Source organism: Streptomyces sp. NPDC048696, assembly GCF_043198895.1.
Lineage (GTDB): Bacteria > Actinomycetota > Actinomycetes > Streptomycetales > Streptomycetaceae > Streptomyces.
On the sequence record NZ_JBICVJ010000006.1, the window covers coordinates 364790 to 388544 of the forward strand.

General features: G+C 71.5%; 18 protein-coding genes and 1 tRNA gene. 11 read left to right on the forward strand and 8 right to left on the reverse strand.

Features of this window, described 5'->3' with window-relative positions:
* Positions 1-157 precede the first annotated feature (157 nt).
* Both ACGFRG_RS15640 and ACGFRG_RS15645 read right to left on the reverse strand, forming a co-directional pair.
* Complete coding sequence (locus ACGFRG_RS15640) at positions 158-1957, reverse strand: AMP-binding protein (RefSeq protein WP_361419431.1); 1800 nt, start codon at positions 1955-1957, stop codon at positions 158-160.
* A 242-nt stretch (positions 1958-2199) separates the two neighbouring features.
* On the reverse strand, positions 2200-3684 hold the full coding sequence (locus ACGFRG_RS15645) for a DHA2 family efflux MFS transporter permease subunit (RefSeq protein ID WP_361419428.1): 1485 nt from the start codon (positions 3682-3684) through the stop codon (positions 2200-2202).
* 113 nt (positions 3685-3797) lie between these two features.
* On the opposite strand from ACGFRG_RS15645, the gene ACGFRG_RS15650 reads away from it, so the two are divergent.
* Positions 3798-4775, forward strand: a complete 978-nt coding sequence (locus tag ACGFRG_RS15650) for an AsnC family transcriptional regulator (protein ID WP_361419425.1) — start codon at positions 3798-3800, stop codon at positions 4773-4775.
* On the opposite strand, the gene ACGFRG_RS15655 is transcribed toward ACGFRG_RS15650, so the two are convergent.
* Positions 4750-5619, reverse strand: coding sequence for a LysR substrate-binding domain-containing protein (locus ACGFRG_RS15655; protein ID WP_393264196.1), 870 nt, complete (start codon positions 5617-5619; stop codon positions 4750-4752). The two genes, ACGFRG_RS15650 and ACGFRG_RS15655, sit on opposite strands and share 26 nt — an antisense overlap.
* A 163-nt stretch (positions 5620-5782) precedes the next feature.
* On the opposite strand from ACGFRG_RS15655, the gene ACGFRG_RS15660 reads away from it, so the two are divergent.
* Positions 5783-6802, forward strand: coding sequence for a bile acid:sodium symporter family protein (locus ACGFRG_RS15660; protein ID WP_361419419.1), 1020 nt, complete (start codon positions 5783-5785; stop codon positions 6800-6802).
* A 44-nt stretch (positions 6803-6846) separates the two neighbouring features.
* Here ACGFRG_RS15660 and ACGFRG_RS15665 read toward each other — a convergent pair whose 3' ends face one another.
* Positions 6847-7779: a zinc-binding dehydrogenase gene (locus ACGFRG_RS15665; protein WP_361419416.1), complete on the reverse strand. Its 933-nt coding sequence runs from the start codon at positions 7777-7779 to the stop codon at positions 6847-6849.
* A gap of 94 nt (positions 7780-7873) precedes the next feature.
* Between ACGFRG_RS15665 and ACGFRG_RS15670 the strand changes: the two genes are divergently transcribed.
* Positions 7874-8338 (forward strand): MarR family winged helix-turn-helix transcriptional regulator, encoded by a 465-nt coding sequence (locus ACGFRG_RS15670; RefSeq protein WP_393264200.1) that lies wholly within the window; start codon positions 7874-7876, stop codon positions 8336-8338.
* 112 nt (positions 8339-8450) lie between these two features.
* Here ACGFRG_RS15670 and fdhD read toward each other — a convergent pair whose 3' ends face one another.
* On the reverse strand, positions 8451-9299 hold the full coding sequence (gene fdhD / locus ACGFRG_RS15675) for a formate dehydrogenase accessory sulfurtransferase FdhD (protein ID WP_393264203.1): 849 nt from the start codon (positions 9297-9299) through the stop codon (positions 8451-8453).
* Positions 9300-9498: 199 nt separating this feature from the next.
* Here fdhD and ACGFRG_RS15680 point away from each other — a divergent pair, with 199 nt between their 5' ends.
* Positions 9499-10437 carry a beta-ketoacyl-ACP synthase III gene (locus ACGFRG_RS15680; protein WP_361420068.1) on the forward strand — a complete coding sequence of 313 codons (939 nt, stop codon included), beginning with the start codon at positions 9499-9501 and terminating at the stop codon, positions 10435-10437.
* Positions 10438-10455: 18 nt separating this feature from the next.
* Here the strand turns inward: ACGFRG_RS15680 and ACGFRG_RS15685 are convergent, their stop codons facing one another.
* The gene (locus ACGFRG_RS15685; RefSeq protein WP_393264205.1) at positions 10456-11700 is read right to left on the reverse strand and encodes a low temperature requirement protein A; all 1245 of its coding nucleotides are present in this window, start codon (positions 11698-11700) and stop codon (positions 10456-10458) included.
* 279 nt (positions 11701-11979) lie between these two features.
* On the opposite strand from ACGFRG_RS15685, the gene ACGFRG_RS15690 reads away from it, so the two are divergent.
* Positions 11980-13515, forward strand: coding sequence for an aldehyde dehydrogenase family protein (locus ACGFRG_RS15690; protein WP_393264208.1), 1536 nt, complete (start codon positions 11980-11982; stop codon positions 13513-13515).
* An 11-nt stretch (positions 13516-13526) separates the two neighbouring features.
* On the opposite strand, the gene ACGFRG_RS15695 is transcribed toward ACGFRG_RS15690, so the two are convergent.
* Both ACGFRG_RS15695 and ACGFRG_RS15700 read right to left on the reverse strand, forming a co-directional pair.
* Positions 13527-13982 carry a peroxiredoxin gene (locus ACGFRG_RS15695; RefSeq protein WP_361419401.1) on the reverse strand — a complete coding sequence of 152 codons (456 nt, stop codon included), beginning with the start codon at positions 13980-13982 and terminating at the stop codon, positions 13527-13529.
* Positions 13983-14005: 23 nt separating this feature from the next.
* Entirely contained in the window at positions 14006-15277 is a 1272-nt protein-coding gene (locus tag ACGFRG_RS15700) for a DUF2254 domain-containing protein (protein ID WP_393264426.1), read from the reverse strand.
* A gap of 214 nt (positions 15278-15491) precedes the next feature.
* Here ACGFRG_RS15700 and ACGFRG_RS15705 point away from each other — a divergent pair.
* From ACGFRG_RS15705 to ACGFRG_RS15730, 6 genes are all read left to right on the forward strand, one after another.
* Positions 15492-15579, forward strand: a tRNA-Leu gene (locus ACGFRG_RS15705).
* A gap of 223 nt (positions 15580-15802) precedes the next feature.
* Complete coding sequence (locus ACGFRG_RS15710) at positions 15803-16873, forward strand: extracellular solute-binding protein (RefSeq protein ID WP_361419398.1); 1071 nt, start codon at positions 15803-15805, stop codon at positions 16871-16873.
* Positions 16870-18642 (forward strand): ABC transporter permease, encoded by a 1773-nt coding sequence (locus ACGFRG_RS15715; protein ID WP_393264212.1) that lies wholly within the window; start codon positions 16870-16872, stop codon positions 18640-18642. Before ACGFRG_RS15710 ends, ACGFRG_RS15715 begins: the two co-directional genes overlap by 4 nt.
* Positions 18639-19688 (forward strand): ABC transporter ATP-binding protein, encoded by a 1050-nt coding sequence (locus tag ACGFRG_RS15720; RefSeq protein WP_361419392.1) that lies wholly within the window; start codon positions 18639-18641, stop codon positions 19686-19688. Before ACGFRG_RS15715 ends, ACGFRG_RS15720 begins: the two co-directional genes overlap by 4 nt.
* Before the next feature lie 130 nt (positions 19689-19818).
* The gene (locus ACGFRG_RS15725; protein WP_393264215.1) at positions 19819-21480 is read left to right on the forward strand and encodes a cytochrome bc complex cytochrome b subunit; all 1662 of its coding nucleotides are present in this window, start codon (positions 19819-19821) and stop codon (positions 21478-21480) included.
* 183 nt (positions 21481-21663) lie between these two features.
* Entirely contained in the window at positions 21664-23721 is a 2058-nt protein-coding gene (locus tag ACGFRG_RS15730) for a phosphocholine-specific phospholipase C (RefSeq protein WP_393264218.1), read from the forward strand.
* Positions 23722-23755 lie beyond the last annotated feature (34 nt).

A 23755-nucleotide genomic window follows, 5' to 3' on the forward strand; every position in this document is an offset into this window, starting at 1 on the left:
GTCGATCCTTACGTCGTCGGTCTGGTACTCACTGCTCAACGATCAAGGCGACCGAACCATTCCCGATCGCGACGCCGACCCGATCGGCGCTCGTCGGCCGGTACACCGGTTGATGGGAGAGGGGAGAGATTTACGGGACGCCCTGTACCGCGACGGCTCAGCGGTACAAGGCGTCCACCTCCACCGTGTAGGCCTCCTCGATCGCGCGCCGCTTGAGTTTCAGCGACGGGGTGAGCAGACCGTGCTCCTCGGTGAACTGATGGGCGAGGATCCGGAACGTCCGGATCGACTCGGCTTGCGAGACCAGCGTGTTGGCGGCCACCACCGCACGCCGCACCTCCATCTCCAGATCCGGGTCCCGGACCAGCTCGGAGGGGGTCAGCGACGGTTTGCCGCGCAGCGAGAGCCAGTGGTCCACGCCCTCCTGGTCGAGGGTGACCAGGGCCGCGATGTAGGGGCGGTCGTTGCCGACGACGATGCACTGGGCCACCAGCGGATGCGCCCGCACCCGCTCCTCCAGGGCCACCGGCGAGACGCTCTTGCCGCCGGAGGTCACCAGGATCTCCTTCTTGCGGCCGGTGATGGTCAGATACCCGTCCTCGTCGAGGGCGCCGATGTCGCCGGTGGCCAGCCAGCCGTCCTTGAGCACCCGCTCGGTGGCCTTGGGCTCGTTGAGGTACCCGGAGAACACCTGGCCGCCGTGCAGCCACACCTCTCCGTCCTCCGCGATGTGCACGGTGGTGCCCGGCACCGGCTGCCCCACGGTGCCGAACCGGGTGCGCTCGGGCGGGTTGGCGGTGGCGGCGGCCGTGGACTCGGTCAGCCCGTACCCCTCGTAGATCGTGACGCCCGCGCCGGCGAAGAACAGGCCGAGGCGGCGGCCCATGCTGGAGCCGCCGGACATCGCGTGCCGCACCCGCCCGCCCATCGCCTCCCGGACCCGGCCGTACACGACCTTCTCGAAGAACTGGTGCTGCATCCGCAGCGCGGCCGACGGCCCGGGCCCCAGACCGAACGCCTTCTGCTCCATCGCCTCCGCGTACTTCACGGCGATGTCGACGGCCTTGTCGAACGGCCCGGTCCGGCCCTCCGCCTCCGCCTTGCGGCGGGCCGCGTTGAAGACCTTCTCGAAGATGTACGGGACCGCCAGGATGAAGGTGGGCCGCAGTGACTGGAGGTCGGGGAGCAGCGCGGACGCGGAGAGCGCCGGCTGATGGCCGAGCTTGACCCGGCCGCGGATCGCCGCGATCTCCACCATCCGCCCGAAGACGTGCGCCAGCGGCAGGAAGAGCAGCGTCGCGGCCTCGTCGCCGGGCCGGGAGTGGAAGACCGGCTCCCAGCGGGCGATCACCGTGTCCGCCTCGAACATGAAGTTGGCGTGGGTGATCACACAGCCCTTGGGGCGGCCGGTCGTGCCGGAGGTGTAGATGACGGTCGCGGTCGACTCGGGCGTCACCGCGCGCCGATGGCGGTGGACCACGTCGTCGTCGATCTGCGCGCCCAGCGCGAGGAGTTCGGGCAGCGCGCCCGCGTCCAGCTGCCACAGCCGTTTGAGGTGCGGCAGCCGGTCGACCACCGAGCCGATGGTCATGGCGTGGTCCTCGTGCTCCACCACACACGCCGTGACCTCGGAGTCATGGAGCATCCAGAAGACCTGCTCGGCGGATGACGTCGGATAGATGGGCACCGGCTGGGCGCCGATGGACCAGAGCGCGAAGTCGAACAGCGTCCACTCGTACCGGGTACGGGCCATGATCGCGACCCGGTCGGCGAACCGGACCCCGTCCGCGATCAGGCCTTTGGCGAGCGCGAACACCTCGTCGCGGAACTGTCCGGAGGTCACGTCCTGCCACTGGCCCGAGGCGTCCTTGCGCGCCAGCGCGACCCGGTGCGGGTCGTCCAGCGCATGGTCGTACACGACATCCGCCAGCCCGCCGACGTGAGGCGCCGTCGCCATGGGTGGGACAGTGAACTCGCGCAATACCTTGCTCCTTGTGGCGCTCCGCACAGCGCCGGTGACGGTACCCCACCCGGGGTGGAGACGGGAGGGGCGTCGAGGAAAGCGCGCAAGTGCGGGTGTGTCCGGTATCACCACAGGTCAACACAGGGAGCGGGCCCGCGTCGGGCCCGCTCCGGCCCATTTCTGACCCTGGGGTCAGGTTCGGGCGAGTTTTTCTCCACCGAATCTGTACGAGCTGGTCACGCCCGCTCTACCGGGACCGGAGCATTGGTACGGACTTGCACCGGCGGGGCCGACGGGGTGCGCACCAGGGCGAACACCGCGAGGGCGGCCACCAGGGCGAGTCCGCCCGCCGCCACCGCGCCCCAGTTCAGACCGGTCGCGAACGCGGTGTGCAGGGCCTCGTCCGGGACCCTGCCGCGCAGCGCGCCCGCCGCGCCGCCCGCGAGCGCGCGGGCCTGCTCGGCGCTGTGCAGCGAGTCGGTCATACGGCTGGTGACGAGGGTGCCGAAGACCGCGATGCTCACCGCGTAGCCGAGCTGGCGCACCGAGTTCATGGCTCCCGCCGCCATACCGCTGCTGCGCTGCGGCACCGAGGCGAGCGTGGCGGAGGCGAGTGCCGGGCTGACCAGGCCGACGCCGACGCCGGTCACCACGAGACCGGCCACCAGACTCTTCCAGTCGGAGTCCGCGTCGAGCAGCGCCTGGCCGAACATGCCGAGGCCGATGAGCAGCAGCCCGAGGCAGATCAGCAGCCGCTGCGAGACACCGTGCAGGAACCGTCCGCCGAGCGCCGAGGTCGCGAACGACGCCAGCGCCAGCGGCACCAGCGCGAGACCGCCGGTCACCGGGCTCATCCCGAGCAGCGTCTGGAGCCAGATCGAGGTGTACGGCAGCACACCGAACGCCGCCGCGTTCAGGGCGAGCGCCGCCACCAGGACACCCACGAACGCCGGGCGCCGCAGCAGCGACAGATCCATCAGCGGCCGGGCCGCGCGGCGCTCGGCCACCACGAAGACGAGCAGGGCGAGCGCCGAGACGGCGAAGGACACCAGCGTGCGGGTGGCCCCCCAGCCGTCGGTCCCCGCGTTGACCGCCCCGTAGGTGAGCGACCCGGCGAAGAGGGCGAAGAGCACCGTGCCCGCCCAGTCGATGCGGCCGCCCGCCGGGTTCCTGGACTCGGGCACCACCCGGATCGTCAGCCACACCGCGGCCGCGCTCACCGGAAGGTTGACGAAGAATATCCAGCGCCAGCCGAACCCCTCGGTGAGCAGCCCGCCCAGGATCGGGCCGAGCGCGGCAGCCGCGCCGTTGACCGCGCCCCACACGCCGAGCGCGACCGACCGGTCGCGGCCCTGGTAGGCGGCGCCGAGCAGCGGCAGCGTGGTGGCGAACATCGCGGCCGCGCCGACGCCCTGGAGCGCCCGCATGGCGATCAGCACCCCGGAGCTGTTCGCGAGGCCGCAGGCCAGCGAGGAGAGCGCGAACAGGACCGTGCCCGCCGCGTAGAACTTCCGCCGCCCGGCCACATCGGCGCCCGCGCCCGCGCCGAGCAGCAGCGCGGCGAGCGCCAGCGCGTACACGTCGATCACCCACTGCAGGCTCGACAGCGAGGCGTCCAGCGAACTCGCCATGTCCGGGAGCGCCACCGTGACGATTGTGACGTCCAGGAGGAGCATGAACGTTCCCAGACAGACCGCGACCAGCGGCCCCCACTTGCGCATGTGTGACCCTCCGACTCTTTCGTTGACGTCCCGTACGATCGATTCCGGTCGAACGGAATTGCCACCCAGTTCGTCGATCGCGCAGGAATCCGACATCTGGAGGGGCTGGACCGGTGGATTCACCCGAGTTCGACGAGCTGGATCTGCGTATCGTCAACGCGCTGCAACTGGACGGCCGGGCCCCCTTCAGTCGGATCGCCGCCGTGCTCGGCGTCTCCGACCAGACCGTGGCCCGCCGCTACCGGCGGCTTTACGCCGAGGGCGAGCTGCGGGTCGTCGCGGTCCGCGACCTCGAACGGTTCGGCCACGCCCACTGGATGCTGCGGTTGCGCTGCACCCCGGACGCGTCCGTCTCCATCGCCACGGCGCTGGCCCGCCGCCCCGACACCAAGTGGATCGGGCTCACCTCCGGCGGCACCGAGGTGGTGTGCACGACCGAGTCCCGCAGGCCCGAGGACCACGAGGCGCTGCTGCTCGGCAAGCTGCCGCGCACCCCGAGCATCGTCGAGATCGGCGCCCACCAGCTGCTCCACACCTTCTACGGCGGCCAGCTCGGCTGGTTCACCAAGGGCCCGGCGCTGACGGCCGAGGAGAGCGCGGCGCTGCGGCCCGCGCCCGTGGCACCGGCCGAGAGACACGTGGGCCCGCTCCGGCTCGACGCGGCGGACGAGGCGCTGATCGCGGCCCTGGAGCAGAACGGCCGCGCGGGCTACCCCGAGCTCCAGAAGGCCACCGGCCGCTCCGAGTCGGCCGTCAAGCGCCGCCTCGACCAACTCCTGAGCTCCGGCGCCCTGTTCATCGACGTCGAGTTCGACTCGGCCCGGTTCGGCTACCGCAGCAAGGCGATGCTGTGGATCACGGTCGCGCCCGCGGCGCTCGCCTCGGTGGGCGCCGCCCTCGCCTCGCACCCCGAGATCCCGTTCGCCGCCGCGACCTCGGGTCCCTCCAACATCGTCGCCGTCGTCATCTGCCGCGAACCCGCCGAGCTCTACACGTATCTCAGCGAGAAGCTCGGCACCCTGGAGGGGGTCCAGCACGTCGAGACGGCGCCGCTGCTGCGCCAGGTCAAGCGGCTGACGTACGCGGGCTGACCCCGCCCGCCAGGATCGCCGCCGCCAGCGCGTCCGCCGCCTCCTGGGCCGCCGGGCGGCGCCGTCCGTGCAGCAGCACGAAGTCCACCCCGCCGAGCTCCGGCAGCCCCGACCTCGGCGGCAGCGGCACCAGGCCCGGCGGAAGCAGGCCGCGCGTGTGGGCCATCACGCCGAGCCCCGCGCGGGCCGCCGCGACGAGTCCGCTGAGGCTGCCGCTGGTGCAGGCGATGCGCCAGGCGCGGCCGTGCTCCTCCAGGACCTCAAGGGCGCGGGCCCGGGTGATGCCGGGCGGCGGGAAGAGGATCAGCGGCACCGGACGGTCGGGGTCGAGGCGCAGCCCGGGCGCGCCGATCCAGCACAGGGTGTCCTGCCAGACCAGTTCGCCGTGGGTGTCGCCCGGGCGGCGCTTGGCCAGGACGAGGTCGAGGCGGCCCGCCTCAAGGCGGCGGTGCAGGGTGCCGGAGAGCTCCACCGTCAGCTCCAGGTCGACCTCCGGGTGCTCGCGGCGGAACGCCTCCAGGATCTCGGGGAGCCGGGTGAGCACGAAGTCCTCGGACGCGCCGAACCGGAGTCGGCCGCGCAGCCGGGTGCCGGTGAAGTAGGCGGCCGCGCGCTCGTTGGCGGCCAGGATCGTCCGGGCGAAGCCGAGCATCGCCTCGCCGTCCTCGGTCAGCCGCACGCTGTGGGTGTCCCGGCTGAACAGCGGCCGCCCGGTCGCGTCCTCCAGGCGCCGCACATGCTGGCTGACGGTGGACTGGCGCACCCCGAGCCGCCGCGCAGCCTGCGTGAAGCTCAGGGTCTGCGCGACGGCCAGAAAGGTCCGCAGCTGCTGGGGCTCGTACACGGAGGAAACGTTATCGCGGAATGTGATGACAGTCAGAGTGGTGTACGGGATTCCCGATCGCGGTGGTGGGGTGAATGATCGGGAGGACATGATCCCGACCGCTCGCGGTACGCCGTACGACCTGAGCCGACCCGCCGCCCGCAATCCGACCCGAAGTGGAGCCATGAAGCGCCGCACCCCGCAGTTGCCGTCCTGGCTGCCGATCGACCCGTTCATCCTGTCGCTGATCGCCACCGTGGCCCTGGCGGCGCTGCTGCCCGTCTCCGGAGGGGCCGCGCACGTGGCGAGCGGCGCCTCGACCGGGGCGGTCTCGCTGCTCTTCTTCCTGTACGGGGCCCGGCTCTCCACCCGTGAGGCGATGGACGGCCTGCGCCACTGGCGGCTCCATGTGACCGTCCTCGCCTGCACGTTCGTGCTCTTCCCGCTGCTCGGGCTGGCCGCGCGCGGCCTGGTGCCCGGCGTGCTGACCCCGGACCTCTACCACGGGTTCCTGTTCCTGTGCCTGGTCCCGTCGACCATCCAGTCCTCGATCGCCTTCACCTCGATCGCGGGCGGCAACGTGCCCGCGGCGATCTGCGCCGGCTCGTTCTCCAGCCTCGCCGGGATCTTCGTGACCCCGCTGCTTGCGGCGCTGCTGCTGGGCGGCGGCGGGGGAGGGGTCTCGGCGGACTCCATGGTGAAGATCGCGCTCCAGCTGCTGGCGCCGTTCGTGGCGGGGCAGCTGCTGCGCCGCTGGGTGGGCGGCTTCCTCACCCGGCACAAGAAGGTCCTGGGCCTGGTGGACCGGGGCTCGATCCTGCTCGTCGTCTACACGGCGTTCAGCGAGGGGATGGTCCGGGGCATCTGGCACCAGGTGAGCCCGGCCCGTCTCGGCGTGCTGCTGCTCACCGAGGCGGTGCTGCTCGCCGTGATGCTGGCGGTCAGCTGGTACGGGGCGAAGCGGCTCGGCTTCGACAGGGGCGACCGGATCGCGATCCAGTTCGCCGGTTCGAAGAAGAGCCTGGCGTCGGGACTGCCCATGGCCAGCGTCCTGTTCGGCGCCCAGGCCTCGCTCGCGGTGCTGCCGTTGATGCTGTTCCACCAGATGCAGCTGATGGTGTGCGCGGTGCTGGCGAAGCGGCGCGCGGCCGAGCGGAGCGCGCGGGAGGTGCGCCCCGCGCCGGTTCTCACGCCGCGCGCGTGACCAGCATGCCGCGCGCGTGACCAGTACGACCCGCCCCCCCACCCTCACGCCCTGCCGGTGACCAGCACGACCTTCCCCAAGTTCCGGCGGGAGTCGATGAGTTCATGGGCCCGGGCGGCCTCCTCCAGCGGCAGCTCGGCGTGGACGGCCGCGCGGATGCCGCCCGAGCGGTGCAGGTCCCACAGCTCCTCGCGCCAGGCCGCGTACAGCTCGGGCCGGTTGCGGGCGATCAGCGCCATCTGGAACCCGATCACCGACTTGGCGCCCACCAGCAGGTCGTAGGCCGCGACCGTGCCGCCGCCCGAGCTGAACGCGACCAGCCGGCCGCCGGGCGCGAGCGCCTTCACCGCCGGGGTGAGCAGATCGCCGCCGACGCCGTCGAGGACGATGTCGACCGGCTCGCCCCAGGACTCGTCGCCGTACACCACGACCTCGTCGGCGCCCGACTCCCGTACGAAGTCCGCCTTGTCGGCCGAGCTCACGGCGGCGACGACCCGGCGTGCGCCGCCCGCCTTCGCCAGTTGGAGCGCGATCTGGCCGACCGCGCTCGCCGCCGCCGTCACCAGCACGGACTCGCCCGGCCGCGGCCGCGCCGCCTCGTACGCGCCGCGTGCCACCAGGCCGCTGCGCACCAGCGCGACCGCTTCCACGGCGGACGCGTGGTCGGGGATGTGCGAGGCCATGGACTCGTGGAGGACGGCGCTGTCGGCGTACCCGTGCGAGAAGCAGAGGCCGGTCACCCGGTCGCCGGGGGCGAAGGCGGTGACGCCCTCGCCGACCGCCGTCACCGTCCCGGCGAGCTCGCCGCCGAGCGGGAACGGCGCGCTGCCCTCGCGGACCTTGCGGACGACGGGCAGGGTGATGCCGATGGCGTCGGTGGCCACGAGGAGTTCGCCGGGGCCGGGCGCGGGGGCCGCGACGTCCTCGACGAACAGGACCTCGGGGCCGCCGTTGACCTCGAAGCGAACACGACGCATGGACCCTCCCGGGGTTGGTGGAGAACTCGTTGGGAGTCCCAACGGTATAGTGAAGTCGTTGGGAAGTCCAATGGTTTTTGGGTATGGTCGAAGAGTGACCCAACGTGCTGACTCCGCCGCCTCGCTCCCCGCGCTCCAGCGCATCCAGGCCCTGCCGAGCTGGCTGCTCGGCCACGTCGCCACCCGGGGCCGGGCCCTCGTCGCCGACGCCGTCGCTGGTGAGGGCGCCAAGATGTGGCACCACGCGGTGCTCGCCGCCGTCTGCGAGTACGGGCCCATCGCGCAGGCCGAGCTCGGGCGGCGGATCTCCCTCGACCCCAAGGACCTGGTCGGCTTCCTCAACGACCTTCAGGCCGAGGGATATGTGTTGCGCGAGCCGGACCCGAAGGACCGCCGCAAGAACGCGGTGTCGGTGACGCCGGCGGGCGAGCGGATGCTCGCGCGCTGCTCGGCGGCGGCGGACCGGGCCAACGCGGAACTCCTCGCCCCGCTGAGCGCGGCCGAGCGCGAGCAGCTGATGGACCTGCTGCGCAGGATCGGGGGCGCTGAGGTCGGCTGAGCGGGCTGGTGCACATTCGCTGCGGCACCCCGTGCCCCAAAGGGGCGCGGGGAACTGCGCGACCAGCCACGCACGGTCCGCAGCCGAAGAGCCGCGGCGGCGAGCCGGCCCGTCAGTCCCGCGCTGCCGGGGCCGACAGGCCTACGCGGTGCTCGCCCGCGTACACGTTCATGGACGCGCCCCGCAGGAAGCCGACCAGCGTCAGACCGCTCTCGGCGGCCAGGTCGACCGCGAGCGAGGAGGGCGCCGAGACCGCCGCGAGCACCGGGATCCCGGCCATGACCGCCTTCTGGGCCAGCTCGAACGAAGCCCGGCCGGACACCAGCAGGACCGCCCGCGACAGCGGCAGCCCCCCGGCCTGCACGGCGCGGCCCACCAGCTTGTCCACCGCGTTGTGGCGGCCGACGTCCTCGCGGATGTCCAGCAGTTCGCCCTGGTCCGAGAAGAGCGCGGCCGCGTGCAGACCGCCGGTCCGCTCGAAGACCCGCTGCGAGGCCCGCAGCCGCTCGGGCAGGCTCGCCAGGAGCTCGGGCGTGACGCGGACCGGGGGAGTGTCGGCGATCGGGAAGCGGGCGTTGGTGCGGACGGCGTCGAGGCTGGCCTTGCCGCACAGCCCGCACGACGACGTCGTGTAGACGTTGCGCTCCAGGGTGATGTCGGGGACCTCGACGCCCGGTGCGAGCTGGACGTCCACCACGTTGTACGTGTTGACGCCCTCGGCCGTCGCCCCCGCGCAGTACACGATCGACCGTATGTCGTCGGCGGCCGCGATCACGCCCTCGCTGACCAGGAACCCGGCCGCGAGCGCGAAGTCGTCGCCCGGGGTGCGCATGGTGATCGCGAGCGGCCTGCCGTTCAGCCGGATCTCCAGTGGCTCCTCGGCCACCAGCGTGTCCGGCCTGGCGGAGACCGCGCCGTCCCGGATGCGGATGACGCGGCGGCGCTCGGTGACCCGTCCCATACGACTGTTCCCGATTCTGTACGTGACCTTGACGAACTCATTGTCCTGCACCCGGAGGGTGAGGTTGGCCGCGGAGCTGACACAAGGCTCCAAAGGCATGGCGCGAAGCCTGTTGGATCTCTTGCCCCTGTACCGGTCGGTAGCCACGAAGACTGGATGGCTCCTGATGTCCTACGAGGGGAATCGAGGCATGACCGGCATGCGAGGCTCACGCGTCGTCGCGCTCGGGCACTACCAGCCCGCGAAGGTGCTCACCAACGAAGACCTTGCCGCCATGGTCGAGACCAGCGACGAGTGGATCAGCAGCCGGGTCGGCATCCGCACCCGCCATGTGGCGGGTCCCGACGAGCCCGTCGACGAGCTGGCCGCGCACGCCGCCGCCAAGGCGCTGGCCACCGCCGGGCTCACCCCCGCCGACATCGACCTTGTCCTGGTCGCCACCTCCACCGCGGTCGACCGCTCCCCGAACACCGCGGCCCGGGTCGCCGCCCGGCTCGGCATGGGCGCGCCCGCCGTGCTGGACCTCAACGTCGTCTGCGCCGGGTTCACCCACGCCCTGGCCACCGCCGACCACGCCGTACGGGCCGGCTCGTCCAAGCGGGCCCTGGTCATCGGCGCGGACAAGATGACCGGCATCACCGACTGGACCGACCGCACCACCTGCGTCCTGGTCGGCGACGGCGCGGGCGCCGCCGTGGTCGAGGCGTCGGACGAGGAGCTGATCGGCCCGGTGCTGTGGGGCTCGGTCCCCGAGATGGGCCATGCCGTGCGCATCGAGGGCACCCCGCCGGTCTTCGCGCAGGAGGGCCAGGCCGTCTACCGCTGGGCCACCACCCAACTCCCGCCGATCGCCCGCCAGGTGTGCGAGCGGGCCGGGCTCACCCCCGAGGACCTGGCCGCCGTCGTCCTGCACCAGGCCAACCTCCGCATCATCGAACCGGTCGCCCGCAAGATCGGCGCGGTCAACGCGGTCATCGCCCGCGATGTCGTCGACTCCGGCAACACCTCCGCCGCGAGCATCCCGATGGCCCTGTCCAAGCTGGTCGAGCGCGGCGAGATCGGCACCGGCGACCCGGTCCTGCTCTTCGGCTTCGGCGGCAACCTCTCGTACGCGGGCCAGGTCATCCGCTGCCCCTGAGCGACAGGCACCGCGAGCTCAGCCGACCGCCGCCGCTGCGGCCTCCGCGTCCGCGCACTCGCCCCACCGCGCCTCCGCGAGCAGCATCGCGACCAGGACCAGCACCAGCGCGAACAGCTCGGCGAGCGCGTCCACCTGGACGCCGAGCAGCGCGGTGGCCAGCGCGGCCGCGGTGGCGGCCGCGCGGTAGCCCAGCGGCGCGATCCGCAGCGACGCGCGGAAGGCGACGTTGCCCGCGAGGAAGAGCGCCACACCGCCCGCGAGCGCCACGGCGGGCGCGGTCGGCAGCTGGTCCGGCAGATGCCCGATGGACTTCTTCACCCCGGCCGCGAGCACGGCGACCCCGAGCAGCATCGGCACGAAGCAGTAGAAGTACGCCCGCATGGTGGTCCGGAAGCGGGTGATCCCCGTGACCCGGCGCAGCGCCGCCTCGGCCGCCGCCTCGTCCCGGATGAAGTAGGTCCACCACAGCGCGGTCGCCAGCGCGAGGGCGATGACCACTCCGCCGAACAGGCCCAGATCGAGCCGGAGGTCGCCGGAGCCGACCCCGATCGCGATGACGGACTCGCCGAACGCGACGATCAGCAGCAGCCCGTGGCGCTCCACGAAGTGCGCCGGGTCCAGCGCCCCGACCCGGCTGGTCACCGGCTCGCTGGTGTCGGTGTACCGGCCGGTGATCCGGCCCGAGATGCCCGGTGTGACCGTCTGGATCACGATCGCCGCCAGCCACCACGCCTCGGTGGCGCGGCCGCCGACCGTACCGGCGGCGGTGACACAGAGCGCGGCCGCCACATTGGGCAGCGCGAAACTGAGCACGTACCGGCCGTGGATCAGGGCGTACAGCGCGCTGTGCACCACGGTGACCAGCAGATAGCCGAGGCCGAACGCCACACCGTCGTCCTTGAACACCCCGGGGATCGCCAGGGCGCAGGTGAGAAATCCGCTCATGCCGAGGACGAGCGGGAGGCGCCGGGCGTTGGTCTCGGGCGGTACCTGGTTGGTGAGATAGGCGTACGCCCCGTACATCCAGAACAGCACCACGAAGATCAGCAGCACCCGCCCGGCCTGGGCGAACGACAGGTCATGGGTGAGCAGTACGGTCAGCTGGGTCAGGGTGAAGACGAAGACCAGGTCGAAGAAGAGCTCCAGGGTGGAGACCCGCCGGTCCTCGGTGCCGGACGTGTGGGCGCCGGACACCCCTGTGGCAGTGCCGGACGCCTCTGCCGCCCGTGGCGCTCCGGTGGCGCCGTCCGCGTCCGCCATGTGGTCCCCCTGTCTCGCATGCCTGTGCCGATCGTGCGGCGCACACCATAACCGGGGCGGGGGCGGCCACTTGGACCGGCACCGTCACGTGCACCCTGTATACGAAGCACCCCCGCCCGTCTCAGCATGCGGTCCCCACTCACGTGATGTCACTCATAATTGACCGTGGGTGCGTACCGCGACCGGTCCCCGGTCACTACCTTCGCCGTACGGCCGCCCCGTGCGAAGGCGGCCGTAGCGCCACCTCCTGCCCCGCCCGACCTGAGCGGAGACCCACAGATGGCACCCACCCTCACCCTCAAGCCCGGCACCGCCTGGGCCGACGCCTGGCAGCGCTGCCGGGCGATCGCGCCCGAGGCGTTCCGGGACGACCGCGTCCTCAACCTCTGGGCCGCGCAGTGGCGGCCCGACGGCCGCGCCCTGCCCGCCACCAGTCCCGTCGACGGCACTCCCATCGCGGGCCCGCCGCGGCTGGACGCGCCCACCGCCCAACAGGCGGTCCGCGCCTCGCTCGACCAGCACCGCGCCTGGCGGCACACCCCGCTCGCCGAGCGCGGGGCCCGCGTCGGCGCCACCCTCGACGCGCTCACCGAACACCGCGAACTGCTCGCCCTGCTCCTCGTCTGGGAGATCGGCAAGCCCTGGCGGCTCGCCCAGGCGGACGTCGACCGCGCGATCGACGGAGTGCGCTGGTACGTGGAGAACATCGACGCGATGGTCGACGGCCGCACCCCGCTGGCCGGTCCCGTCTCCAACATCGCGAGCTGGAACTATCCGATGAGCGTGCTCGTTCACGCGATGCTGGTACAGGCACTGGCCGGCAACGCCGTCATCGCCAAGACCCCGACGGACGGCGGCGTCGCCTGCCTCACCCTGGCCAGTGCGCTGGCCGTGCGCGAGGGCATCCCCGTCACCCTCGTCAGCGGCAGCGGCGGCGAGCTCTCCGAGGCGCTGGTGCGCTCGCCGGAGATCGGCTGTGTGTCGTTCGTCGGCGGCCGCGACACCGGCGCGCGCATCGCCACGGCCGTCACCGACATCGGCAAGCGGCACATCCTCGAACAGGAAGGGCTCAACACCTGGGGAATCTGGAACTATTCGGACTGGGACGCCCTGTCCACCGTCATTCCCAAGCTGTACGACTACGGCAAGCAGCGGTGTACCGCGTACCCGAGGTTCGTCGTGCAGCGCGCGCTCTTCGACCAGTTCCTCGCCGCGTACCTCCCGGCGGTCCGCAAGGTCCGCACGGGCCACCCCCTCGCGGTGGAGCATCCCGAAGACGCCCTGCCCGAGCTGGACTTCGGGCCGCTCATCAACGCGGCCAAGGCCAAGGAGCTGGGTGACCAGGTCACCGAGGCGATCGACCGCGGCGCCGTCCCGCTGCACCGGGGCAGCCTCGCCGACGGCCGCTTCCTGGCGGGCCAGGACACCGGCGCGTATCTGCCGCCGGTGACGCTGCTCAACCCGCCGCCGTCGTCACCGCTGTTCCACGCGGAGCCGTTCGGCCCGGTCGACACCATCGTCCTGGTCGACACGGAGGCGGAGCTCCTGGCCGCCATGAACGCCTCGAACGGGGCGCTGGTCGCCAGCCTGTCGACCGACGACCCGGAGACCTACGCACGGCTGGCCCCGCAGATACGGGCCTTCAAGGTCGGCCGCGGCAAGGCGCGTTCACGCGGCGACCGCGAGGAGCTGTTCGGCGGCTTCGGCGCGTCCTGGCGCGGCGCGTTCGTCGGCGGCGAGCTGCTGGTCCGCGCGGTCACGGAGGGACCGGCGGGGGAGCGGCTGCCGGGGAACTTCCCTCAGTCGTACGCGTAAGGGCGCGCGTCCTATCGGGCGCGCTTGCGCAGGACGTCGAGAGCGCGGTCGGCATGCACGTTCATGCGGATCTCGCTCTTGACGATCTCCAGGACGCGGCGGTCGGTGTCTATGACGAACGTGACGCGCTTGGTCGGGGCCATGCTGAACCCCCGCTTGACGCCGAAGCGTTCCCGTACGCCGCCGTCCGGGTCCGAGAGCAGCGGATAGCCGAACGAGTGCTTCTCGGTGAACTCGGCCTGCCGCTCGACGGAGTCGGCGCTGATGCCGACCGGCTGCGCCCCGAGGGCCCGGAACTCCCCGGCGATGTCGCGGAAATGGCAGGCCTGAGCGGTGCAGCCGGGGGTGAGGGCCGCCGGGTAGAAGAACAGCACGGCGGGGCCCTGGGCCAGCAGCCCCGACAGGCTGCGCGGGGTGCCGGTCTCGTCGGGGAGCTCGAAGTCGTCGACCGTGTCGCCAATTCTCATGGAGGCAGTCAACCACTCCTGTCCTAGCCGATCCCCTGGCGGTCCGCCTCCAGCGCGAACGCCCGCTCGGCCGACTCCGGGACGCTCCGCTCCACCGCTTGTACGAGCAGGGCCCGATGGCGCAGCAGCGGCTCGGCGCGCTCCGGGGGAGCCAGCCGCAGGAGCTCGTCCAGGGCGGCCATCAGCCGCCGGGTGACCTGGGGGCTGCCGATCGCGTACGTACGGATCTCGGCGAGGCCGAGGTCCACGAAGTCGCCCCACGACGGTACGGGCTGGACGAGCCGCACCGCGCCCCGGCGGTCCCGGTGGCCCACGTTCCCCAGGGGCAGGGGGGCGAGCGCGGCGAGCAGCTGCACGATCCGGTCCAGGCACTGCACCGCCGTGGTCGGATCGTTCACGGCCGGGGAGAGCGCCCGTAGCGCGATGTCGCAGAGCTGGCGCAGCCCGAAGCCGAGGTCCTGGTGGAACGTGCGCTCCACCCCCACCGACACCGTGTACCCGAGCGCCCGGCGCGACGGCGCCCGCCCGCCGTGCACCGCCAGCATGGGGGTGCCGGGCACCACGAAGTCCCCGATGCGCGGAATGAGGCGCAGCACCACGCCCTGGCGGCGGGCGGCGCGTACGAGCCGGGCGATGTTCACGTCCCGCAGCAACCCGGCTCGCCCGCTGTGCCCGACCTGTCCGCTCTCCCCGGGCAGCTCGTCCCCGTCGATCCCGCCCCGGGGCATCTTGTGCAGCACCCGGAACGCCTCGGCGGCGATCCGCTCGACGACGTGCCCGACCCGCATCAGCCGCAGCGTCGCGTTCACGTACGCGATGAACAGGAGCAGGCTCAGCGCGACCAGCACGATCGTGAGCACGCTCTGGGTGACCGGCACGCTGTCGACGCGCCCCGGATCGGTCTCGCCGCTGTACGAGGTGAGGACGAGCAGCGAGAGCGCGAAGGTGGAGAGGAAGACGGCGAAGGTCAGCTTGGTGATCCGGGAGCGTACGAAGATCCGCACCACCCGCGGGGTGAGCCCGCTGGCCATCTGCACGGCGACCAGCGAGATGCTGAAGACCACACCGATGAAGGTCATCATCGCCGAGCTGACGGTGGTGACCACGGTCTTCAGGTCGTCGACAAGACCGATGAGATCGCTGATCGCCTCGTTCTCGCCCTGCCGGTGCAGCTCGTCGACGATCGCCGTGTCCAGCCAGTGCGCCAGCAGCCACAGCAGACACACCAGCGCCAGCGCCGCGCTCGGCGCGAACCAGAAGGTGTCCCGCAGATGCTCCCGCAGCGGCGACAGCATCCGAGGCCGCCGATAACGCTCGCCCTTGCCCACCCGCCGAGGCTAGAGCCTGCTCGGCGGATCTCGCCGGGGACGCGCGGGCCGACGTGCTCATCTGTGCCGCCGTCCGCCCGCGCTCGCCTGACCACGCGATATGCGGGTGAACGGCACCTCAAACCCCTGGTAGAGTTATCTCTGTCGCCGCGGGGAACAAGCCCGCGAGACAAAACACCTGGTCCGGGTGGCGGAATGGCAGACGCGCTAGCTTGAGGTGCTAGTGCCCTTTATCGGGCGTGGGGGTTCAAGTCCCCCCTCGGACACCAGCAACACCCGTAAAAACCCCAGTTCACCTGGGGTTTTTTGCGTTTTCCGGGCCCGCCGCGGGATCGCCGCGAAGCCCCCGCGCGCCCCAGTCGATCAAGTGTCTACAGCCATGTAGACGGCACGGCTGTTTCTCCATAAGGTATGCCTCAGCTAACCACGCCGGGCCGCATCCCGTCGGGGTGGGCTTCTGGTTCCGTACCCATCGCCCGTAAGGACTCCATCGTGCCCAAGACCGCACGGCCGCTCGCGGCCCTGTCGACCGTGGCCGCCGCCTCCCTGCTTCTCGTGACGGGGTGCTCCAGCTCCGACAGCGGCAAGGGCGCCGACGCAGCGCCGACGGCGACCGGTGGGTCGCTCGCAGGGCAGTCGATCACCGTCTACAGCGGGCAGCACGAGCAGACCGTCAAGGCACTGACCGCGGACTTCGAGAAGCGCACCGGGGTGAAGGTCAAGCTGCGCTCGGGCGACGAGGCCGAGCTCGCCAACCAGATCCTTCAGGAGGGACCCGCCTCCCCGGCCGATGTCTTCTACGCGGAGAACCCGCCGGCGCTGACCGTTCTCGAAGAGAAGGGGCTGCTGGCGGACGTCGCACCGGCGACCCTCAAGTCCGTGGCCGCGGCCGACAGTTCGCCCAAGGGCGGCTGGGTCGGGGTGTCCGCGCGCACCGCCGCGTTCGTCGCGCGTACCGGCACTCCGGCCGACAGCGCACCGCCCGCCTCCGTACGCGATCTCGCCTCGCCGGCCTGGAAGGGGCGGCTCGGCATCGCCCCCGGCGAGACCGACTTCGCCCCGATCGTCACCCGCATGATCAAGACCGACGGCGCCGACGGCGCCAAGAAGTGGCTGGAGGGACTGAAGGCCAACGCCAAGGTCTACAACAGCAACGAGGACCTGTCGGTGGCCGTCAACAGCGGCGAGGTGCAGGGCGGGGTCGTGGACCACTACTACTGGTACCGCCTGCGCGACGAGAAGAGCGCGGCCGGCACCCACAGTAAGCTGCACTACTTCGCCAAGGGCGACCCCGGCGCGCTCGTCGACGTCTCCGGCGCGGGCATCCTCAAGACCAGCAAGCACCGGGCCGCGGCCCAGGCGTTCCTCGCCTACCTCGACGGCAAGGACGCCCAGAAGCTGATCGCCGGGTCCCAGAGCTATGAGTACCCGCTGGTCGCGGGCGTGCCGGGCAAGCCCGAGCTCGCACCGCTCGGCTCGGTCGGAACCGTCGCCTCCGTCGCCGAGCTCGGTGACGGCAAGGAAGCCCTGCAACTCCTCCAGGACACCGGCCTCCTCCAGTGATCACCCCGCTCACCGGGGACGGCCCCGCCCCGCTGCGGCTGCGGCGGGCCGCCGGTCTGCTCTCGCCGCTGCCCCTGCTCGCCTTCGGCGTCGTCGCCGTGGTCGTCTCGCCGCTCGTCTTCGTCGGGATGCAGGCGAGCCAGGCCGGTTGGGACCAGGCGCACCGGCTGCTCGGGCGGCCGGTGATCGCCACCCTCGTCCAGCACACCCTGGCCCTGTCCGCCGCCGTGACCCTGGGCACCGCCGTCATCGGCTTCGGCGCCGCCTATCTCATCGAGCGCACGGATCTGCCCGGACGGCGCTGGTGGACGGTGCTGCTCGCGCTGCCGCTCGCCGTCCCCGAGTTCGTCCGCGGCTACTCCTGGGTCTCGCTCTACCCGTCCGTGCACGGCTACTGGGGCGCGGTCCTGGTGATGACCTGCTCGCTCTACCCGCTGGTCCTGCTCCCGGTCGCGGCCACCCTGCGGCGTACGGACGGGGCCGCCGAGGAGGTGTCGCGCAGCCTGGGGCGCGGGCCGTGGGCCACGCTGTGGCGGGTCACCGTGCCGCTGACGCGCCCCGCGCTCGCCGGTGGCGCGCTGCTGGTCTCGCTCTATCTGCTCGGCGAGTACGGCGCGTTCGCGATGCTGCGCTACACCACCTTCGCCACCGCCATCTTCACCGAGTACAAGCTCGGCTTCGACGCCGCGTCGGCCTCGCTGCTCACCCTGGTGCTCGTCCTGCTCGCGCTGCTGCTGGTCGGCCTGGACGCCTGGGCAGGCCGCCGGGGCCGGGTCACCCGCCCCGGCGGCGGCGCCCGTCGCGCCGCGCCCGCCCCGCTCGGCCGCTGGAAGCTGCCCGCGTGCGGCGCGCTGGCGGCGGTCGTCGCCGTGTCGCTCGGCGTTCCGCTCTACGCGCTCGGCTACTGGCTGGTGAAGGGCGATTCGACCACGCTGCCGTCGGCCTCCGTGTGGTCCTCCGCGCTTACCACCCTCGGCTACGCCTCGGCGGCGGCCGCCGTGTCCACCGCCGCCGCCGTGCCGGTGGCGCTCTACGGCTGGCGGCGCGGCACCCGGCTCGCCCGGACCGCCGAGCGTGCCGCGTACCTCACCCGCGCGCTGCCGGGCATCGCGGTGGCCCTCTCCGTGGTGTTCTTCGCCATCCGTTATGCCCAACCCCTCTACCAGCAGCCCCCGATGCTGGTCACCGGCTATGTGATCCTCTTCTTCCCGCTCGCCCTCACCGCCGTGCGCGCGGCCCTCGCCCATGTGCCGCCGGGCGTCGAGGAGGTCGCCCGCTCGCTGGGCACGCGCCCCCTCGCCGTCTTCGCCCGGGTCACTCTCCCGCTGGTGCTGCCCGGGCTCGGGGCGGCCGCCGCGATGGTGCTCCTGACGGCGAGCACCGAACTCACCGCCACCCTGCTGCTGCGCCCCACCGGCACCCAGACCCTGGCCACCCAGTTCTGGATCTACACCAGCGGTCTGGCGTACGGCGCCGCCGCCCCGTACGCGGCGCTGATGGTCCTCATGTCCGTGCCCCCGGTGCTGCTCCTGACCCGGCGCGCGCTAGGGCCTGTCCGGTGGATCTGGCCGCCCTCGGCCCGGGACACCCTTTTCGGTCCTGGTGAGCGTGGGTCTGGTGCGTGCAGCTGCAAGGCGGAGGAGGGCGGCGACGCGGAGCGTCGGCAACCGACGACAACGCGGCAGATGTGCGTGCCAGACCCACGCGTCCCAGGCCAGATCCACCGGACAGGCCCTAACTCCCACCCCACCCCGGAGTCCTCCCGATGAGCGGCCTCGCGATCACCGCCCTGCACGCGGCCCACGGCCGCACCCCGATCCTCGACGGCGTCGACCTCGCCGTACCGAACGGCGCCCTCGCCTGCGTCCTCGGCCCGTCGGGGTGTGGCAAGTCCACCCTGCTGCGCGTCGTCGCCGGGTTCCACCCCGCGCTGCGCGGCGAGGTCGCGCTCGGCGGCACCCTGCTCGACGACGGACGGCGCCGGCTGCCCGCCGAGCGCCGCCGGATCGGTTACGTACCCCAGGACGGCGCCCTCTTCCCGCACTTGAGCGTCGCCGCGAACATAGGCTTCGGCCTGCCCCGGTCGCAGCGCCGCGAGCGGGTCGCCGAACTCCTGGACCTGATCGGGCTGCCCGGGCTCGGCGGCCGCCATCCGCATCAGCTCTCCGGCGGCCAGCAGCAGCGGGTCGCGCTGGCCCGGGCCCTCGCCCCCAGGCCCGAACTGCTGCTCCTGGACGAGCCGTTCGCCGCCCTGGACGCGGCCCTGCGCACCGAGCTGCGCGCCGAGGTCGCCGCCACCCTGCGCGCGGCCGGGGCCACCGCCGTCCTGGTCACCCACGACCAGGACGAGGCGATCTCGTTCGCGGACACCATCGCGGTGATGCGGGCGGGCCGGATCGTCCAGCAGGCCACGCCCCAGGTGCTCTACCGCGAACCGGCCGACGCCTCGGTCGCCGGGTTCCTCGGCGAGGCCAACATCGTCGCGGCCCAGCTGGACGGTCTGCGGGCCGACACCGCGTTCGGCATCCTGAAGCTCACCGTCAACGCCGGTGCGGCGCGCCGGGGTCCGGTACTGCTGCGCCCGCGCCAGCTGCGCCTCAGCGTCACGCCCGGACCCGGCAAGGTGCGCACCCGGGTCCACCGCTGCCACTTCCGGGGCAGCGACCACCGGCTGGAACTCATGGCACACGAGGATCAGGGGCTGCCCGAGGTGCTGGTCGCCTACACCGATGTGCCGTGGCCCGAGGGCGAGGCATACGTCGAGGTGGAAGGCCCGGCGCACCCCGTGGAGGAGCCCGTCGCCTCCGCTCACTGAGCCACGCCCGCCGCTGCGAGTGGGCCGCGTCACTCAACTCACGTCCGGGTAAGGGCTGTTGGGTTGCGCATGCGGATGTCTACCCTGTTACAGGCCTCGAAGGGACAGCATTGCCTTTAGGGGGAGACGCATGAGCAGCAGTACTCGGAGCGGCACGGAGAACACTGCACGGCCGGCGGAGCCGGGCAAGGGCGAGAAGCTGGCCGACTGGGCGGACGGGCGCCTGGGCATCTACTCACTCGCCAAGACCCAGATGCGCAAGATTTTCCCGGACCACTGGTCCTTCATGTTCGGCGAGATCTGCCTTTACAGCTTTATCGTCCTGATTCTCACCGGTATCTATCTGACGCTGTTCTTCGAGCCGAGCGGTGTGGAGGTCGTCTACCACGGCGCGTACACGCCGTTGAACGGTGTCCGGATGACCCGGGCCTATGAGTCGACGCTCGACCTCAGCTTCGAGGTCCGCGGCGGTCTGCTCATCCGGCAGGTGCACCACTGGGCGGCGCTCGTCTTCTGCGCCGGACTGCTGGTGCACATGATGCGGGTGTTCTTCACCGGGGCCTACCGCAAGCCGCGCGAGCTCAACTGGCTGTTCGGCTGGACGATCCTGTTCACCGCACTGATCACCGGCCTCACCGGCTACTCGCTCCCCGACGACCTGCTGTCCGGCACGGGCATCCGGTTCGCGGACGGCGCCATCCTGTCGATCCCGGTGATCGGCACGTATCTCTCGTTCTTCCTGTTCGGCGGGGAGTTCCCGGGCCACGACATCATTCCGCGGCTCTACTCGGTGCACATCCTGCTGCTGCCGGGGCTGATCCTGGGTCTGGTGGTGACCCATCTGATCCTGGTCTTCTACCACAAGCACACCCAGTTCGCCGGGGCCGGGCGGACCGAGAAGAACGTGGTGGGCGCGCCGCTGATGCCGATCTACACCGCGAAGGCGGGCGGCTTCTTCTTCCTGGTCTTCGGGCTGCTGACGATCATGGGCGCGGTGGCGAGCATCAACCCGGTCTGGGCGATGGGCCCCTACCGGCCCGACATGGTCTCCACCGGCGCCCAACCCGACTGGTATCTGGGCTTCTCCGAGGGACTGATCCGGGTGATGCCGGGATGGGAGATCAACGCCTGGGGCCATACGCTCGCCCTCGGCGTCCTCATCCCGTTCACGCTCTTCCCGCTTCTGCTGGCGGCGATCGGCGCGTATCCGTTCATCGAGAACTGGATCACCGGGGACAAACGCGAGCACCACATCGCGGACCGGCCGCGCAACCACCCCGTCCGCACGGGCCTGGGCACGGCGTGGCTGGCCATGTACTTCGTGTGCCTGGTCGGCGGCGGCAACGACCTGTGGGCCACGCACTTCCACCTCTCCATCAACTCGATCACCTGGTTCGTGCGGATCGGCTTCTTCCTCGTGCCGGCGCTCACCTTCATCGTCACCAAGCGGATCTGCCAGGGACTCCAACTGCGCGACCGGGACAAGGCGCTGCACGGCCGGGAGAGCGGCATCATCAAGAAGCTGCCGCACGGCGAGTTCGTCGAGGTCCATGAACCGCTCGACCAGGCAGAGCTCTACAAGCTCACCCAGCACGAGCAGCCCAAGCCCTTCCAGATCGGCCCGGAGGTCGACGAGAACGGCGTACGCCGCAAGGTCAAGCGCTCCGAGCGACTGCGGGCCAAGCTCGCAGGCGCCCTGTACGGCGAGGGCGCGTACGTACCCAAGGCGACCGTCGAGGAGTACAAGCAGCTCAACAGCGCCGAGCACGACCAGGAGCACCAGCACCACTGAGACACCTGGCGCCGGACAAGTCCGGACATGACCGATACAGGCTCCGCCGCGTCCGGCGGGGCCTGTTCGTCTTCCGTACCGCCGCGCGCCATGGATTCGCCACTGGCCCTTCCGTAACCCTCGCTGTTCTTGGAACACTCCAGTCGCTTCTGTCCCCACACGCTTGCAGAGGTCTCCTCACTCATGGCTGAACTCAATCGGCGCCGGTTCCTCCAGCTCGCCGGCGGCACCGCGGCCCTCACGATGCTGTCCGACAGCATCGCCCGCGCCGCCGCCATCCCCGCTCAGGGCACCACGGGCAGCATCCAGGACGTCGAGCACATCGTCGTGCTGATGCAGGAGAACCGTTCCTTCGACCACTACTTCGGCTCGCTCAAGGGCGTACGCGGCTTCGGCGACCCGCGTCCCGTGACGCTGCCGAGCGGCAAGTCGGTCTGGCACCAGCAGGGCAACGGCAAGGAGGTGCTGCCGTTCCGGCCCAAGGCCGACAACCTCGGGCTGCAGTTCATCCAGGACCTCAACCACGACTGGGCCGGCAGCCACCAGGCGTTCAACAACGGCAAGTACGACCAGTGGGTGCCCGCCAAGACGTCCACCACCATGGCGTACCTGACGCGCGAGGACATCCCCTTCCACTACGCGCTGGCCGACGCCTTCACCATCTGCGACGCCTACCACTGCTCGTTCATCGGCTCCACCGACCCGAACCGCTACTACATGTGGACCGGGTTCACCGGCAACGACGGCACCGGCGGCGGGCCCGTCCTCGGCAACGACGAGAAGGGGTACGGCTGGACGACCTACCCCGAGCGCCTGGAGCAGGCCGGGGTGTCCTGGAAGATCTACCAGGACGTCGGCGACGGCCTGGACGCGGCCGGCGGCTGGGGCTGGATCAACGACGCCTACCGCGGCAACTACGGCGACAACTCGCTGCTGTACTTCAACAACTACCGCAACGCCAAGCCCGGCGACCCGCTCTACGACAAGGCCCGCACCGGCACCAACGCCAAGGCGGGCGAGGGCTTCTTCGACGTCCTGAAGGCCGACGTCAAGGCCGGCACGCTGCCCAAGGTCTCCTGGGTCGTGGCGCCCGAGGCGTTCACCGAGCACCCCAACTGGCCCGCGAACTACGGCGCCTGGTACATCTCCCAGGTGCTCGACGCGCTCACCTCCGACCCCGATGTGTGGGCGAAGACCGCGCTGTTCATCACGTACGACGAGAACGACGGCTTCTTCGACCACATCGTGCCGCCGTTCCCGCCCTCCTCGGCGAACCAGGGCCTGTCCACGGTCGCCACCTCGGCCGACTACTACGGCGGCGACCTCCTGCACGCCGCCGGTCCCTACGGCCTTGGCCAGCGGGTGCCGATGCTCGTCGTCTCGCCCTGGTCCACCGGCGGTTACAGCTGCTCGGAGACGTTCGACCACACCTCGATCATCCGGTTCATGGAGCGCCGCTTCGGTGTCCAGGAGCCCAACATCTCGCCCTGGCGCCGCGCGGTCTGCGGTGACCTGACGTCCGCGTTCGACTTCAGCCGCTCGACCACGGCGCCGGCCGCCCTGCCGTCCACGGCCGCGTATGTGCCGCCGGACCACAACCGGCACCCGGACTTCGTGCCGGTCCCGCCCGCGACCGGCACCATGCCCACGCAGGAGCCGGGCTCGCGCCCGACGCGGCCGCTGCGGTACGCGCCGTACGTGGACGGCTCGGCGAACGCGAGCACCGGCAGGTTCACCCTGAAGTTCAGCGGCGGCACGGCCTCGGGCGCGCAGTTCCTGGTCACCTCCGCCAACCGTACGGACGGGCCCTGGACGTACACGACCGAGGCGGGCAAGTCGCTCTCGGACACCTGGAACACCGCGTACTCCAAGGGCACCACCAACCTCAGCGTGTTCGGCCCCAACGGCTTCCTGCGGACCTTCCGCAACGCGGGGAAGACCGCGGGCCCGGAGGTGACCGCGCGTCACAACGCGGCCACCGGAAACCTGGATCTGACCTTCACCAACGCGGGCTCGGCGAGCGCGCGTCTGACGGTCACCAACGCCTACGGCGGGGCGTCCCGGGCGCTCACCGTCCAGCCGGGCGCGACCGTCACGTACTGCGTCGACCTGGCGGCGAGCAAGCGCTGGTACGACGTGTCGGTGGTCTCCGGCACCGACAGCACGTTCCTTCGGCGGTTCGCCGGGCATGTGGAGACGGGCGCGGAGGGCGTCAGCGACCCGGCGATCCTGACCGCCTGATCCTGGTGCGCAGATGACCGGGCCGTCCTCGTGA

Bases quoted from the DNA above. Each gene is read 5' to 3' on its own strand.
- ACGFRG_RS15725 (WP_393264215.1), top strand. From the start codon at position 19,819: ATGAGCAGCAGTACTCGGAGCGGCACGGAGAACACTGCACGGCCGGCG.
- ACGFRG_RS15680 (WP_361420068.1), top strand. From the start codon at position 9,499: ATGCGAGGCTCACGCGTCGTCGCGCTCGGGCACTACCAGCCCGCGAAG.
- ACGFRG_RS15640 (WP_361419431.1), bottom strand. From the start codon at position 1,957: ATGGCGACGGCGCCTCACGTCGGCGGGCTGGCGGATGTCGTGTACGAC.
- ACGFRG_RS15665 (WP_361419416.1), bottom strand. From the start codon at position 7,779: ATGCGTCGTGTTCGCTTCGAGGTCAACGGCGGCCCCGAGGTCCTGTTC.
- ACGFRG_RS15690 (WP_393264208.1), top strand. From the start codon at position 11,980: ATGGCACCCACCCTCACCCTCAAGCCCGGCACCGCCTGGGCCGACGCC.
- ACGFRG_RS15685 (WP_393264205.1), bottom strand. From the start codon at position 11,700: ATGGCGGACGCGGACGGCGCCACCGGAGCGCCACGGGCGGCAGAGGCG.
- ACGFRG_RS15720 (WP_361419392.1), top strand. From the start codon at position 18,639: ATGAGCGGCCTCGCGATCACCGCCCTGCACGCGGCCCACGGCCGCACC.
- ACGFRG_RS15700 (WP_393264426.1), bottom strand. From the start codon at position 15,277: ATGCTGTCGCCGCTGCGGGAGCATCTGCGGGACACCTTCTGGTTCGCG.
- ACGFRG_RS15730 (WP_393264218.1), top strand. From the start codon at position 21,664: ATGGCTGAACTCAATCGGCGCCGGTTCCTCCAGCTCGCCGGCGGCACC.
- ACGFRG_RS15660 (WP_361419419.1), top strand. From the start codon at position 5,783: ATGAAGCGCCGCACCCCGCAGTTGCCGTCCTGGCTGCCGATCGACCCG.
- ACGFRG_RS15645 (WP_361419428.1), bottom strand. From the start codon at position 3,684: ATGCGCAAGTGGGGGCCGCTGGTCGCGGTCTGTCTGGGAACGTTCATG.
- ACGFRG_RS15695 (WP_361419401.1), bottom strand. From the start codon at position 13,982: ATGAGAATTGGCGACACGGTCGACGACTTCGAGCTCCCCGACGAGACC.
- fdhD (WP_393264203.1), bottom strand. From the start codon at position 9,299: ATGGGACGGGTCACCGAGCGCCGCCGCGTCATCCGCATCCGGGACGGC.